Genomic DNA, 13,574 nt, shown 5'->3' with positions numbered 1-13,574 from the left:
CACGTCGGTGGGATTCGTCGAACGGCGGTGGAGTGGCCGGAGGTCAGTCGGATTCGGCCGGCAGGGCCCGCCGCATCGCGCTCTCCAGGTGGGCGATGTCTTCCTTGAGAAGATCGAGGGCCGCCCACGGGCCGGGGGCGAGGGTGCGGTCGTCCGCCCGGCGGACGCCGGTCATCGCGACGTCGACGAGGACGTCCGCCACGGCCTCGGCATCGCCGCCCGTCTCGGGCCGGTACCACCAGGCGATCCAGTTGACCATGCCGAGCATCCCGAGCGCGACCGTCCGAGCCGGAAGCGGGCGGAAGACTCCGGCCGACTCGGCGTCCTCGATCAGGCCGGTCAGCAACTCGAGCACCCGGTGCCGGGCCCGGCGGTGCATCTCCGCGATCTCCGCCGGAAGATCCGGTTCGCTGCGGTCGAGCAGCCGGAAGCGCGTGGTGTTGCGGGCGTTGTTGACCGCGATCTCGCGCAGCGCGGTCTCGACCCGCGCGTCCGGGGCGAGGTCCTCGCGACCGCTGATCCGCTCCAGGATCTCCACGACGCGTTCCAGGACATCGCGCACCAGCGCGGCGAGGAGCTCTTCCTTGTTGCTGACGTAGTGGTAGAGCGCCGGGCGGCTGATCCCCATCGCGTCGGCGATGTCCTGCAGACTGGTGTTGGCGAAGCCCTGCTCCGCGAACAGCCGAGCGGAGTGCTCGAGCAATTCGTTGGACACCAGGCGCCGGCGGGTCGGCTGCCGGGCCATCGCCACCTCGCCTCGGTCTAGGGTCCGCGGACGCGCCTCATTCTGCCGCATGGCCGCCGTCACGCGGGCACCCCGTCCCCGGCCGCCGGGGAGGCGAGCACCTTCGCGGGAACGGTCCCACTGACGGGGCGTGGGACGAATGCGCACGCGACCGCACCGACGACCGCGACAGCGGCGAACACCGCGACGTTTCCACCGAGGCCCACGCCGGCCGAGAGCAGGGCGCCGCCGAGCGTGGGGCCCGTGACGGAGCCGAGCCGGCCGACGCCGCTGCTCACGCCGAGGGCGGTCGCCCGGTTCCCGGCGGTGTAGTGCGCGGCCACGTAGCCGTAGATGACGATCTGGTTCCCGGTCGTCGCCGCACCGGCGATGAAGGCCAGGGCGTACAGCACCGCGGTCGGCAGCGGCACGGCGATCAGGCCGAGCGAGACGACGGCGACGACGAACAGCGTGGTCGCGACCCAGCGGCTGCCGTAGCGGTCGGCGAGAGAAGAGCCGACGAGGCCGCCGACGACCGCCCCCACGTTGAGCAGAAGCAGGAACACGAGCGCGGACGACAACTCGTAGCCGGCCTTGCGCATCAGCTGCGGCAGCCAGGTGTTGAGCCCGAAGACCAGCAGCATTCCGCAGAAGTTCGCCACGACGAACAGGACGGTGGCCACCGCGGCGCGGCCGGTCAGCAGCCCGCGCAACTCCCGGCGGACGGCGGCCCGGGTCGAGCGCGCGAAGTCCGGCGACTCGGGGAGCAGCCAGATCGCCAGCGGGACGAGCGTGACGAGCGGGAGCGCACCGAAGGCGAACAGCACGCGGAACCCCGCCGGCTCCAGGAGCACGAGCGCGAGGACCGAGGCGAGGATGCCTCCAGCGGGGAAGCCGCACAGCATCAGGCCGTTGACCACGTGCCGGCGGCGCTCCGGCGCCACTTCCATGACCAGGGCGATGGCCGTCGGCGGGATTCCGCCGAACCCGAGGCCCGCCAGGAACCGGAACAGCCCCAGCGACCACGGGTTGGGGGCGAGGGCGACGAACAGCATCATCAAGGAGAACCAGGCGAGCGAGACGATGAAGAGCCGTCGCCGCCCGAGAAGGTCGGTCAGGGACCCGGACGCTATGGCGCCCAGGAACGCCCCGACGAGGGCGTAGCTCCCGATCGCCCCGACCTCTGCCGGCGACAGCGCCCACTCCTTGTGGGCCAGCAGCGCGGGCACGGCGGAGCCGTAGACGATCAGGTCGTAGCCGTCGAACACGATCGCCCCGAAGCCGATCGCCACGGCCGCGACGGCGGCCAGTGGGCTCACGGGACGGGGGTGGGCGGGCATCGTCATCCGAGCCTCCTCACTCTTCCGGTCACCCGCTCCAGCGGGTGTGGCGAAGAACATACGAAGGCGCTGACATCACTGTCAAGCTTTCGACATCGATGAAAAATCAGCCCTGGCGTGCGGCGATGCACCGGGCGCTCGACTTCGGCGGGCCGATCAGGGGGCCCGTAGCAGCAGGACGGCGAGGGCGGGCGTCACATCTGGCCGGGCGGGTCCTGGGCGCCCCTCAGCGGCCACCGGTGCGGCGCCGCGCAGCGGCAGTCCGCGACCGTGTCAATGGTCAACGGGGCCAATGTGGCAGACGACACAGACCCGGAAGCGAAGTTCCTGAAATGCTGCCATGCGACCTGTTGGCACGGTTCATTCTCCGTAATGGAGGCACCCGAAATGATCACTCGGAGCCCTTCCACGAGCACCTGAGCAGCGAGGGGTCATCGTCGTGGCGGAACGCAAGCCGGCGGCTCCGTGGCAGCGCGGGCGACTCGTCTTCGGCGGGCTGCTTTCGGTCGGGCTCGGAACAATGACCGTAGTGGCCGGATTGGGAGGCATTCCCGGACGGCTCGCCCTGCTCGTCACCCTCGTCGGCGTTATTCTCACCCTGGTCATCGACGCTTTCTTCCGCCGCGAGGAGAGCATCCACCACGACCAGAGCCGGCTCGCAGAGATCTCCGCCGCGCTGGCCATCACCAAATCGCTGACCGACGCCCCCTCCGAGTGCCAGGCATTCGTCCGGGAGATCGCGGAGCAGTGGATCCGGATCGACGACCGCAACAGCGCGATCCTGCTGAAACTGCGCGAGGCGCGGCAGCGAGCGTTCGCCGAGGACATGCGCGACCTCGCCAACGGGCAGTCGTCACTCGGACGCCGCCAGGAGTTCCGTCCCGGAATCCTGCCCGAACTGACGAAGATGACCGCCCTCAGCGCGACCGGCAACGATTACTGGTGGACCGGACGCGATACCACCTATCTAGCGGCGGAACGGTCCGCGGTCACCGATGGCGGCCTGACGCTGCACCGGATCCTGGTGCTGTCGAATTCCGAGATCGACGACGCCATGCTCGAGGTCCTGCGGGAGCAACTGGACGCGGGAATCGTGCTGGACGTGGTCATCCGGGAGGAGGTGTCGCCGCTGGACCAGAGATGTCTGACCGGTGACCGCGCCCTGGTCACCGACAAGGGCGGCATCGTCGGTGTGGTCATCCCCGGAAACGACGGGGACGACGCCATGGTCGACGCGGGCCATTTCACCATCAACGAGGACAGGATCGAGAACACCCGGGACATCCTGCAGACCCTCGCCCCCTATAGGACTCCCGCCGCCGACCTCCTGAAAAAGGCACGCGGACCCCGGCCACCGCTGCCGCCACCCCCGCCGGAGGCCGGCAGGCCGGAGGAGCTCACGGCGAGAGGCGCCGATCACACGCCCACAGATGGCGTTCATCCGCCGCGTCCGCAGCAAACCCCCTGACGTCCGTAGCCCTTGTCTGCCGCACTCCCCAGGTTCCCGCCTCCCTGACTCCTCAAGGCGGTCGGCGGAAGCAGTCCGGCCCCCGCGCATCTCCGAATCCGAACACACCTGTACAGTTTCTGTCGGCGGCGGCCCTCCCTCTCATCGCCGCGACGGAGTGCCCGTTGCCCTACCCCTCCCCAGCGCTGCACGCCGGACACGACGTCGGCTCCGGCCTTCACCGCAATGCCGCCGATGATGGAGAAACAACGATGGAACTGGGCACCGACACCAAAGTCGTCATGTTGGCGGCTGGGCTGATATTCCTGTGGGCGCTGGCGCTGGGCGTGTGGAAGTACATGCAGATGGCCCGGTCCGAGGGGCATGTGGCCCATCCATATGTGGACACGGCGCATCGTGCCGCTCTGCTCTACTCGTTCGCCACGCTGCTGGTCGCCGCGTTCGTCCAGTTCAGCGGCTGGAACGCGACTGTGAACCTGCCGGCCGCCGGAGTGATCGTGCTGTTCTTCACGGCCGCCATCGGCACGTACGTCTATCACGGCTGGCGCCGGGACACCGACAACCAGTTTCGTGACCGGGTCCGCGGCACGACCGCTTTCATGATCGCCCTGATCGTTGCCGAGATCGGCGGTTTCGCCGTCCTGCTCCTCGGCTTTGTGCGGGCGCAACTGCTCTGAGCCGGGATGCGGCCGACCGGATCCCCTTGCCCACGGCAACGGGGACCGGCGAGGCCGATCCCCGTTTCGTCGTGCGTCCCCGTAGGCCTGTCGAAGCTCGGGGCACTATGGCGAGCTTCCGGGGCCAACGCCTAGTGGGCGTGCGGGGTGCCTGTCATCTGGGGCTTGCCTGGGGGGACCAGCCAGAGGGACGTGATGGCGGCGGCCGCCGCGGTGATGGCGAACACGGTGAACGCGGTGGTGAAGCCGTCGATGGACGGGACGTTCGCGAGGCCCGTGGCGGCGATGGTGGAGGCCACCGCCACGCCTATCGCCGCGCCCAACTCGTGGAAAGTGTTGATCAGGCCGGAGGCGAGGCCTGCCTCCGCGTGCTCGACGTGGGCCAGGGCGGAGGTGCTCGCCGCGACGAAGACGGGACCGACGCCCGCGGCCGCGATCACGATCCCCGGGAGCAGTTCCAGCCCGACCCCGCCGTCGGCCGACAAGCCGGTCAGGAGGCCGGAGCCGACGGCGACCAGGGCCAGGCCCGCCGCGGCAACGGGGCGGGTGCCGATGGAACCCACGAGCCGTCCGGCGATATGCGCTCCGACACCGGTCCCGAGTGCGGCGGGCAGGAACAGCAGGCCCGTCTCCAGAGCGCTGATGTCGCGCGCGTGCTGCAGATACTGCGATCCGAGGAAGAACAGGGAGATGAGCAGTCCAGAGGCGACGAGCATGAGGAAGGCTCCGGCGGCCACGGGACGGCGAGCCAGCATGGTCACGTGCATCAGCGGGGTCTTCACCGTGCGCTCGATCCAGCCGAAGGCGCCGTACAGCAGGACGGCGGCGGCCAGCGGGACGAGGGTGCCGGCGGCGGACCAGCCGTCGTCACCGGCGTTGATCATTCCGTAGATGAACGCGGCCGTGGCGGCGGTGACCGTACCGGCGCCGAGCAGGTCGAGCCGCCGCCCGACGGGACGGGCGGCGTGGCCGCGCACCACCATCGGCAGTGTTCCCAGCAGGACGAGACCGACGGGGACGTTGACGAAGAACACCCATCGCCAGCCCGGTCCTGCGGTGAGGGCACCGCCCAGAAGCACGCCCGCGGCGAAGCCCACTCCCCCGAGCGCGCCCCAGATGCCGAGAGCCTTGTTGCGTTCAGGGCCGTGGAAGGTGGTGGCAACGGTGGACAGCGCCGCCGGTGACAGCAGCGCCGCGCCGACACCCTGCGCGATCCGGCCACCGAGCAGCAGCGCCTCGTTCTGGGCCAGGCCGGTGGCGAGGGAGGCGGCGGTGAAGACGGACAGGCCGATCAGCATCATGCGCCGGGCGCCGAAGGTGTCGGCGAGCCGTCCGCCGAGCAGCATCAGGCCTCCGAAGAACAGCGTGTAGGCCGTGACCGCCCACGTCAGGCCGGACCGGCCGAGCGCGAGGTCGACGCCGATGTCGGGGAGCGCCACGTTCACCACCGTGACGTCCAGGATCAGCATGAACTGGGCCACGCTGATCAGCGCGAGCGCCGTCCAGCGTCGTGGATCCGGCGGTGCCGCGGAAGCCGCGACGTGGTGGTGGGTGGACGAACCGTGAGCCATGAAGGGCCTCCAAGCCCGGCGGCACCAGACCGCCGCCGTTAACTCGAACAGCAGTGTTCGGGTTAACGTATACCCGCCGGGGGCATAAAGCGAACAGCGGTGTTCGACTTGTTGTTAGAGTGGTGGACATGGGAGCCAGGACGGGCGGCCGCGCGGGGGCGAAGCCGGAGGCCGGAGGCCGTCGCCGGGCGGACGCCGAACGCAACAGCGCCGCCATCATCACGGCGGCGACGGACCTGTTCGTCCGCGACCCGGACGCGAGCATGACCGACATCGCGCGCGCCGCGGGCGTCGGCAGGGTCACCCTCTACGCGCACTTCCCGTCCAGGGAGGACGTCCTCCGGGCCGTCCTTCGGCAGGCGATCGAGCAGAGCACGGAGGTCATCGAAGGCGCGCGAAGCACCGAATTGCCGCCGGCGGACGCCTTCGCCCACCTCATCCGCACGGCCTGGCCGCTCATCGGCCGGTTCGGCAGCTTGTACAACGCCGCACGGCGGACGCTTCCGGCCGAGGAGGTCCGGCAGCTGCACGACCCGCCGATGGCGCACGTCCGGGAGCTGATCGTCCAGGGGCGGGACGCCGGGGGTTTCCGCACCGACCTGCCCGTGGAATGGCTCGTCAGCACCGTCTACGCACTGCTGCACGCCGCGATGGAAGAGGTCTCCGCGCGACGCTTCGACCAGGTCGAGGCCGGCGAGGCCCTCGTGCGAACCCTGCTGGGCGCCCTGCGCGCCGAGTAGGCGGCGACGGCCGCCACGACGACCTCGCGGGCGAGGAGTCGCCAGTCATCTCCCGCGATAGGCGGCGCTCGCCTGGCGACGCTTGGGCCGGCGCCCCGGTGCCACCGCGTCTCGAGCCGTCCCGGCGGCGTCCGGTCGGTCGCGGTGGCGGGCCAGGGGTCGCCGCCTTGGAACGGATGCTCGCCTCTTTCGAGCCGGGACCGGCCTGACGACCGCGCCGCGAGCGATCCCATGGCCGCCGCGACGAGCGCGGCGGCCAAGTCGTCCGGTGAACGCCGATCTCTACAGAGGGTTGGCCCGCAGCCAGGTCAGGACCTGACCGGCGTGTTCGCCCGGCGGGAAGATCGGATAGAAGACGTGCTCGATCACACCGGCGCGGATGATCAGGGTCAGCCGCTTGTACAGCGTCAGCCCGCTGACCTCGAAGGTGGGCAGATCCAGCGCCTGACCCAGGCTGCGCGCGGGGTCGGAAAGCATGGGGAACGGAAGGTGGAGCCGTTCGACGACCTCGCGCTGGTAGTCGGTGTCCTGGCTCGACAGGCCGAACACATCGGCCGCGCCGGCGGCGAGGAGGTCCTGGTAGTGGTCGCGGAAGCCGCATGCCTCGGGTGTGCAGCCGCGTGCTCCGGGGATCGAGTCCCAGCCGTCGGGCATGTCGGTGCCGGGGCGGCCGGTGAGCGGGTAGACGTAGACCACCGTCCGGCCCGCTCCGAGCGCGTCAAGGCTGATCGTCGCGCCGCCGGTGTCCTGGAGTTCCAGGTGCGGCACCTTGAGGCCGGGCAGATGGGCGGCGGCACCGTCGTCCTCGGGGACGGGCAGGTCAGCGGGCAGGTTCGTGTAGTCGGCCATCAGGTCCTCTCCTTCGTTGGAAGGTGAGACGCGGCTGTTGCGGTGGGCGGCCTCTTGCAGGTGCGCGACCAGCGCCGCCCGGCGGGCGGTGAGCCCCTCGATCCGCCGCGTGAGCTCGTTGATCGCGTCCCGGTACCCGGCCAGTGATGCCGGGCAGTCATCGGCGTGCCGATGGCCGGTCGCGAGGCAGTCAAGGAACGGCCTGGTGCGCTCGACGGGGATGCCGAGACGGCCGAGCGCCCGGATCTCCTGGGTGAGCCGGACGTCGTGCTCGTCGTAGTCCCGGTAACCGTTGGCCAGACGCTCGGGCGTGAGCAATCCCAGCGATTCGTAATAGCGCACCGCCTTGGTCGTCACGCCCGCCCGCCGGGCCAGCTCGCTGATCCGCATGCATCTCACCTCGGAGAACGCTAAACCTTGCCCTTGAGGGTAAGGTCAAGCCGAATCGAGGACGGCGGCCCTTATCCGCCGGGCGGAGAACTGTGCCGCCGGGACGCGGGGCCATAGACCGCCGAAGCTCTTCCCGCGGCCGAGTACGGCGCGGAGGTGGCCTTTCAGAGGCACGCACGGCACCTGAGCCCGCGCGGCTCACGTCGTGAACGCGGTGAGGGCGGCGAGTGCTCCGTAGGCGGTCGCCGGGTCCGGTTTCACCGGGTGCTGCGGCGGGCCGTGTCGACGATGTGCAGTGGCACGTCCCGCTCGATCCGTTCCAGGACGGCAGTCGCCCTGCCGCCCTTGGCCGCGGCGTACTCTGCCTCGGTCAACGCGGCGACCTGGAGGAATGTCACCTGGCCGTGGGGGGTGTCCAGGACGGCGAGTTGCGGGTCGACGGCGAACGCGAGGGCCGCGAGCTCGGTCGGGGTGCCCGAGTCCTGGTCCGGCCGGTCGCCGAACGTCCCCCGGGCCACGTGGATGGTGTGGCCGGGCGCGAACGGCCGCTCCGCGAAGACGTATCTGGCCAACTGCTGCAACAGCACGGCCGACCATTTCGGCGGCGCTTCGTCCTGCGGGCCACGGGCTACCCGGAGGCTGAACTCGATGCCGAAGCCCGACATCTCCAGATCGTCGGTCACCTTCTCGTAGAGTTCGGACATCCCGAAGCTCACGAGGTGCCAGTGCGGGCGGGGCTCGTCCGGTGCATAGATCTGGATCGCGTCCAGCGGATCGGGTCCGCCCGCCGAGTACGGCACGTGGGGCGCGTAGGTGCCGACGGAGCCGGCGCCGCCGTAGAGATCACGCAACGCCGACTCGATCGCCGCCCAGCCGGGCTCCTCCAGGTCCGTGGAGATGGAGATCTCGGCTCCTTCCGGCAGATCCTTCACCTGTCCGTGGATCTGCCCCGCGATGTTGACGCCGACCACGAAGTCGATGACCTGGAGGTTGTCGACCGTGAGCGAACCACCGGCGACCGGCGGGTGCCTGAAATCGTAGATCTGCTTGGCGTCGGGGACCATCCCGGTATGTTCGGCTTCCGAGGCCAGGCCGGCCATCAGGTACCGGTCCCGGCCCTCCGGCGTGTCCAGTTCCGCTCGAAGCGCCTCGATTCCGTTCCAGCACCGGGTCAGCGTGCCGTCCACGACGCTGAGAAACCAGCAGCCGTCGTCGGACCCTAGGAATACGTCTCCGAATGGGGATGCGAAGAGCGGGACTTTGCCTTCGAGCCCGGTCCACTCCCACGCGTCCAGAGCGTCGGCGTACTGTTCCGGCGAGAATTCTCGGATCAGGTCCATTGTGGAATCCAACCACGGACGGATCTTCCGCCGCCGAGCTGCGAACAATCTTCGTGCGGGTGGCGGCGCGTCCAACGCGGGAGAGCGGTCGCCGGCGGTGGTCCTGTACCGGGTGCTCGGGGAGCACCCGGTACCGCGTGGGGCGTGCGGGGTCTGCGGTCAGGCGGACTCGCGGACGATCAGTTCGGTGGGGAGGATCTTGTAGCGTTCCCGGTCCGGTGGCCGGCGGCCGGCGGCCAGGGCCAGCAGGAGGTGGACCATCGCCGCGGTCTGCTCGCTCACCGGCTGCCGGACGGTCGTGAGCGGCGGCTCGCAGTAGCGGGCCGCCTCGATGTCGTCGAACCCGACGACGGCGACGTCGTCCGGAACCCGCCGGCCGGCGGAGCGCAGCGTGCGCAGCGCTCCGATCGCCATCATGTCGTTGGCGGCGAACACCGCGTCGAGCTCCGGGTCGTCGTCCAGGAGCTGCCGCATCGCCTCCGCCCCGGACTCGCGCGTGAAGTCGCCCAGCGCGATGATCGGCCGGAGCCCGGCGCCGCGCAGGGCCTCGCGGTACCCGGCGAGCCGGTCCTGCCCGGCGATCATGTCGAGCGGGCCGGTGATGGCGGCGATCCGCCGGCGGCCGGTGTCGAGGAGATGGCGCACGGCGGCGGCCGCGCCGCCGCCGTTGTCGTTGTCGACGTACGGCAGGTCGACCGGGACCGTGGGCCGGCCGTAGGACACGACCGGGACGCGCAGCCGCGAGAGGGCGGCGGGCAGCGGGTCGGCGCCGTGCATCGACATCAGCATGACGCCGTCCACGTGCCCGCCCGCCACGTACCGCTCGACCCGCGCGTGCCCGCCCGGCGACCCGGCCAGCATGAGCACCACCTGCTTGTCGGCGGCCTCCAGCTCGACGCTGGCCGAGCGGATCACGGTGGAGAACATCGGGTCGTCGGAGAACACCCGGGTGGGCGGCTCGGACACCACCAGGGCGTAGGAGTTGGTCTGCCGGGTGACCAGGCTGCGCGCCGCCGGGTTGGGCACGTAGCCCAGCTCGCTGATCGCCTGCTCGACGACCTCCCGGATGCGCGGGTTGACGGTCGCCGACCCGTTCACCACCCGGGAGACGGTGGCCCGGGACACGCCGGCGCGCGCGGCCACCGCCTCCAGTGTGGGCCGGCTCAATCTCGCACCCCGTTCCTGCGGATCACGTCGCGGAACCACAACGCGCTGTCCTTCACGATGCGGCGCTGAGAAGCGTAGTCGACGTAGACGATTCCGAATCGGCGCCGGTATCCCTCGGCCCACTCGAAATTGTCCAGCAGCGACCAGACGAAGTACCCGCGCAGGTCCGCCCCGGCCTCGATGGCGGCGTGGGCGGCGGCCAGGTGGCCGCTGAGGTAGGCCAGCCGGTCGGCGTCGGCGACGCGGTCGCCGTCCGGCTCGTCGGGGAACGCCGCCCCGTTCTCGGTGACGACCAGCGGGACGTGCGGGTGGTCGCGGGACAGCCGGGTGAGCAGCGCGGTCAGCCCGGTCGGCTCGATCGGCCAGCCCATCTCGGTGGTCACTCCCCGGGCGGGGAGGAACGCGACGCCCTCGCTGCCGGGGTAGGCCGGATCGGCCGGAGCGCCCGGCGCGGCCGCCACGTACGTGGGGTTGTAGTAGTTGACGCCGAGCAGGTCGATCGGCTGGGCGATGGCCCCGTCGTCTCCGTCCAGGACGTGGCCGAGTCCGGCGTGCCGCGCCACGATCTCCCGCACGTCGGACGGCATGGCGCCAGTCAGCACCGGGTCGAGGAACTGCCGGTTGACCAGGCCGTCCACGAGGCGCACCGCGTCCTCGTCCGTCCCCATGACCGGCGAGAGGTTGAGGGTGAGGCAGATCTGCGGCGCGCCGCCGGCCCGCAGCGCGGCCGTGCCGAGCCCGTGGGCGAGCAGCAGGTGGTGGGCGGCGCGGAACGCGGCGGCGGGGTCCCGGCGCCCGGGCGCGTGCAGGCCGGAGGCGTACCCGAGGAACGCCGCGACCCATGGCTCGTTGAGCGTGGTCCAGACCGTGACCCGGTCGCCGAGCCGCTCGTGGACGGCCGCCGCGTAGTCGGCGAACCTGAGGGCGGTGCTCCGGTCGGCCCATCCGCCGCGCTCCTCCAGCGCCTGGGGAAGATCCCAGTGGTAGAGGGTGGCGTACGGGTCGATCCCGTGCGCGAGCAGTTCGTCGACCAGGCGGTCGTAGAAGTCCAGGCCGCGCGGGTTGACCCGGCCGGACCCGTCGGGCTGCACCCGCGGCCACGCGATCGAGAAGCGGTAGGCGGGCAGCCCCAGCTCGGCCATCAGCGCGACGTCGGCGGCGTACCGGCGGTAGTGGTCGCAGGCGACCTCGCCGGTGTGGCCGTCGGCGACGGCACCGGGCCGGGCGGAGAAGACGTCCCAGATCGACGGGCCGCGCCCGTCGTCGCCGGTCGCGCCCTCGATCTGGTAGGCCGCGGTGGCGGCGCCCCATACGAACCCGGGTGGGAAGGCGAGCGTCCGTCCGGACGCGCCGGTGTCGGTGTCGGTGTCGGTGCGCGTGCTCATCCCTTGACCGCCCCCTGCATGATGCCTCCGATGATGCGTTTGCCGAGCAGGGCGAAGACCAGCACCAGTGGCAGCGTGGCCACCGCGGTGCCGGCCAGGCCGAGCGTGAAGTCCTGGACGTAGCCGCTGGCGAGGGCGGACAGCGCGACCTGGACGGTCGGGTCGTCCGGGGTGAGGACGACCAGCGGCCAGAAGTAGTCGTTCCAGGCCGTCATGAACGTCAGCATGCCGAGGACGGCGGCGGCGGGGCGCGCCACCGGCGCCACGACGTGCCAGAAGAGCCGCCAGTTGCCGCAGCCGTCGACGCGTGCGGCCTCCAGCAGCTCGGTCGGCAGCGCCCGGGACAGGTACTGGGTCATGAAGAAGACCCCGAACGCGTTGACCAGGGCGGGGGCGATGACCGCGTACAGGGTGCCGGTCCAGTGCAGCTTGATCATCAGCATGTACAGCGGGATGATCCCGAGCTGGGTCGGGATCATCATGGTCCCGATGGTCAGCCCGAGCAGCAGGTTCCGCCCGCGGAAGCGCAGCTTGGCGAACGCGAAGCCGGCCAGCGTCGAGAAGAACACCACCGACGCGGTGATGGAGCCCGCCACGATCAGGGAGTTCAGCAGCGCGAGCGCGAACGGCGCGGTGTCGAAGACCTTGGCGATGTTGGCGAACAGGTTGCCGCCCGGGATCAGCGGCGGCGGCACCTCGGCCATGGCGCTGTTGTCCTGCGAGGCGACGATGACGCTCCAGTAGATGGGGAAGGCGGAGAAGAACGCCACCCCGATCAGCGTGAGGTGGGTCAGCCTGTGGGTCAGCAGGCCGCGGGTGCGGGATCCGGTCATGACAGGCCCCCCTTCATGCGGCGGGCGAGCAGGAAGTTGACGCCCACCGCGACCATGACGAGCAGCAGCATCAGCCAGGCGGCGGCCGACGCGTAGCCGAAGTCGAAGTTGCGGAAGCCCAGCTCGTAGAGATAGAGCGACAGCGTCTGGAACTTGCGGCCCGCGCCGCCGGTGGCGATCGCGGCGGGTCCGACCTGGGCGCCGAACAGCATCGGCTCGGCCATGATCTGCATCGAGCCGATGGTGGACACGATCATCGTGAACAGGATGGTCGGCTTGATCATCGGCACGGTGATCGAGCGCAGCTGCTTGAGCCGCGACGCCCCGTCGATGGTGGCCGCCTCGTACAGCTCCCGCGGGACGGCCTGCATCGCGGCCAGGTAGATGAGGGCGTTGTAGCCGGTCCAGCGCCAGATGATCATCAGGGCGATGGCCACGTGGCTGGAGGCGGTGCCGGCCTGCCAGTCGACGCGGTCGGCGCCGAGGTGGGTCAGCACCATGTTGATCAGGCCGTAGTCGCGGCCGAACAGCTGGCTGAAGATGACGACGACCGCGACGACGCTGGTGACGTTGGGCAGCAGCAGGGTGATGCGGTAGAAGGTCTGCGCCTTCAGCGGCCGGTTGAGCAGGTGGGCCAGCCACAGCGCGAGCAGCAGCTGCGGCACCGCCGACAGCACGCCGATCGACGCCGTGTTGAACGCCGCGTTCCAGAAGTTGCCGTCGGACAGCAGGGTGCGGAAGTTGTCGAGGCCGACGAAGCCCTGGTCGCCCTTGAGCAGGCTCCAGTCGTGCAGCGCGACCCAGGCCGTGTACAGCAGCGGGAACAGCCCGAACACGGCGAAGATCACAAGGAAGGGCGAGACGTAGGCGTACGGGCTGACGGTGCGGTCGAACCGGTTCCATCGTGAGCCGCTCGGCCGGTGCCGGGCGTGGGTGGGGCCGGTTCGCCGCCGGCCCCTGGTCGTGGGGAGCGAATCGGTCTGGCGCAGGGCCATGGAAGATCCTTTCGTGAGCCCGCCCGGGCGCGGCGCGGGCTCCGGGATCGGCGCGTGCGGCCGGCGGATCCCCGGGGAACCGGGGACCCGCCGGT

At 70.6% G+C, this 13,574-nt stretch carries 12 protein-coding genes; 3 read left to right on the top strand and 9 right to left on the bottom strand.

What is annotated here, in order from left to right; translation table 11 throughout:
• Positions 1–43: 43 nt before the first annotated feature.
• Both AB0C21_RS17830 and AB0C21_RS17825 read right to left on the bottom strand, forming a co-directional pair.
• Complete coding sequence (locus AB0C21_RS17830) at positions 44–745, bottom strand: TetR/AcrR family transcriptional regulator (RefSeq protein WP_500205275.1); 702 nt, start codon at positions 743–745, stop codon at positions 44–46.
• 59 nt (positions 746–804) lie between these two features.
• Positions 805–2,070 (bottom strand): MFS transporter, encoded by a 1,266-nt coding sequence (locus tag AB0C21_RS17825; RefSeq protein WP_500205274.1) that lies wholly within the window; start codon positions 2,068–2,070, stop codon positions 805–807.
• 433 nt (positions 2,071–2,503) lie between these two features.
• On the opposite strand from AB0C21_RS17825, the gene AB0C21_RS17820 reads away from it, so the two are divergent.
• Together AB0C21_RS17820 and AB0C21_RS17815 are read left to right on the top strand one after the other, a co-directional pair.
• On the top strand, positions 2,504–3,532 hold the full coding sequence (locus AB0C21_RS17820; RefSeq protein WP_500205272.1) for a hypothetical protein: 1,029 nt from the start codon (positions 2,504–2,506) through the stop codon (positions 3,530–3,532).
• Positions 3,533–3,783: 251 nt separating this feature from the next.
• Positions 3,784–4,209 carry a hypothetical protein gene (locus AB0C21_RS17815; RefSeq protein WP_500205270.1) on the top strand — a complete coding sequence of 142 codons (426 nt, stop codon included), beginning with the start codon at positions 3,784–3,786 and terminating at the stop codon, positions 4,207–4,209.
• Positions 4,210–4,340: 131 nt separating this feature from the next.
• On the opposite strand, the gene AB0C21_RS17810 is transcribed toward AB0C21_RS17815, so the two are convergent.
• Positions 4,341–5,780 carry an MFS transporter gene (locus AB0C21_RS17810; RefSeq protein WP_500205268.1) on the bottom strand — a complete coding sequence of 480 codons (1,440 nt, stop codon included), beginning with the start codon at positions 5,778–5,780 and terminating at the stop codon, positions 4,341–4,343.
• 128 nt (positions 5,781–5,908) lie between these two features.
• Between AB0C21_RS17810 and AB0C21_RS17805 the strand changes: the two genes are divergently transcribed.
• The gene (locus AB0C21_RS17805) at positions 5,909–6,520 is read left to right on the top strand and encodes a TetR/AcrR family transcriptional regulator (protein ID WP_500205266.1); all 612 of its coding nucleotides are present in this window, start codon (positions 5,909–5,911) and stop codon (positions 6,518–6,520) included.
• Between the two features lie 282 nt (positions 6,521–6,802).
• On the opposite strand, the gene AB0C21_RS17800 is transcribed toward AB0C21_RS17805, so the two are convergent.
• The 6 genes from AB0C21_RS17800 to AB0C21_RS17775 all read right to left on the bottom strand — a co-directional run bounded on the left by AB0C21_RS17800 (position 6,803) and on the right by AB0C21_RS17775 (position 13,479).
• Positions 6,803–7,759: a redoxin family protein gene (locus tag AB0C21_RS17800; RefSeq protein ID WP_500205264.1), complete on the bottom strand. Its 957-nt coding sequence runs from the start codon at positions 7,757–7,759 to the stop codon at positions 6,803–6,805.
• Between the two features lie 257 nt (positions 7,760–8,016).
• Positions 8,017–9,174: a suppressor of fused domain protein gene (locus tag AB0C21_RS17795; RefSeq protein WP_500205262.1), complete on the bottom strand. Its 1,158-nt coding sequence runs from the start codon at positions 9,172–9,174 to the stop codon at positions 8,017–8,019.
• 84 nt (positions 9,175–9,258) lie between these two features.
• Positions 9,259–10,266 carry a LacI family DNA-binding transcriptional regulator gene (locus AB0C21_RS17790; protein WP_500205261.1) on the bottom strand — a complete coding sequence of 336 codons (1,008 nt, stop codon included), beginning with the start codon at positions 10,264–10,266 and terminating at the stop codon, positions 9,259–9,261.
• Entirely contained in the window at positions 10,263–11,651 is a 1,389-nt protein-coding gene (locus AB0C21_RS17785; protein WP_500205259.1) for a GH1 family beta-glucosidase, read from the bottom strand. The genes AB0C21_RS17790 and AB0C21_RS17785 overlap by 4 nt, the downstream gene beginning before the upstream one ends.
• Positions 11,648–12,484 carry a carbohydrate ABC transporter permease gene (locus AB0C21_RS17780; protein ID WP_500205257.1) on the bottom strand — a complete coding sequence of 279 codons (837 nt, stop codon included), beginning with the start codon at positions 12,482–12,484 and terminating at the stop codon, positions 11,648–11,650. Before AB0C21_RS17780 ends, AB0C21_RS17785 begins: the two co-directional genes overlap by 4 nt.
• The gene (locus AB0C21_RS17775; RefSeq protein WP_500205255.1) at positions 12,481–13,479 is read right to left on the bottom strand and encodes a carbohydrate ABC transporter permease; all 999 of its coding nucleotides are present in this window, start codon (positions 13,477–13,479) and stop codon (positions 12,481–12,483) included. Before AB0C21_RS17775 ends, AB0C21_RS17780 begins: the two co-directional genes overlap by 4 nt.
• Between the last annotated feature and the right edge of the window lie 95 nt (positions 13,480–13,574).

It is taken from the genome of Spirillospora sp. NPDC049024, assembly GCF_040649235.1.
Classification (GTDB): Bacteria; Actinomycetota; Actinomycetes; order Streptosporangiales; family Streptosporangiaceae; genus Spirillospora.
The sequence above is the reverse complement of the archived record's forward strand: the minus strand, read 5'-3'. Positions and strand labels throughout refer to the sequence as shown.

What these genes read in the sequence shown, in the direction of transcription:
- AB0C21_RS17825 (WP_500205274.1), bottom strand. Translation starts at nt 2,070, where the DNA reads ATGACGATGCCCGCCCACCCCCGTCCCGTGAGCCCACTGGCCGCCGTC.
- AB0C21_RS17780 (WP_500205257.1), bottom strand. Translation starts at nt 12,484, where the DNA reads ATGACCGGATCCCGCACCCGCGGCCTGCTGACCCACAGGCTGACCCAC.
- AB0C21_RS17805 (WP_500205266.1), top strand. Translation starts at nt 5,909, where the DNA reads ATGGGAGCCAGGACGGGCGGCCGCGCGGGGGCGAAGCCGGAGGCCGGA.
- AB0C21_RS17810 (WP_500205268.1), bottom strand. Translation starts at nt 5,780, where the DNA reads ATGGCTCACGGTTCGTCCACCCACCACCACGTCGCGGCTTCCGCGGCA.
- AB0C21_RS17785 (WP_500205259.1), bottom strand. Translation starts at nt 11,651, where the DNA reads ATGAGCACGCGCACCGACACCGACACCGACACCGGCGCGTCCGGACGG.
- AB0C21_RS17830 (WP_500205275.1), bottom strand. Translation starts at nt 745, where the DNA reads ATGGCCCGGCAGCCGACCCGCCGGCGCCTGGTGTCCAACGAATTGCTC.
- AB0C21_RS17775 (WP_500205255.1), bottom strand. Translation starts at nt 13,479, where the DNA reads ATGGCCCTGCGCCAGACCGATTCGCTCCCCACGACCAGGGGCCGGCGG.
- AB0C21_RS17800 (WP_500205264.1), bottom strand. Translation starts at nt 7,759, where the DNA reads ATGCGGATCAGCGAGCTGGCCCGGCGGGCGGGCGTGACGACCAAGGCG.
- AB0C21_RS17815 (WP_500205270.1), top strand. Translation starts at nt 3,784, where the DNA reads ATGGAACTGGGCACCGACACCAAAGTCGTCATGTTGGCGGCTGGGCTG.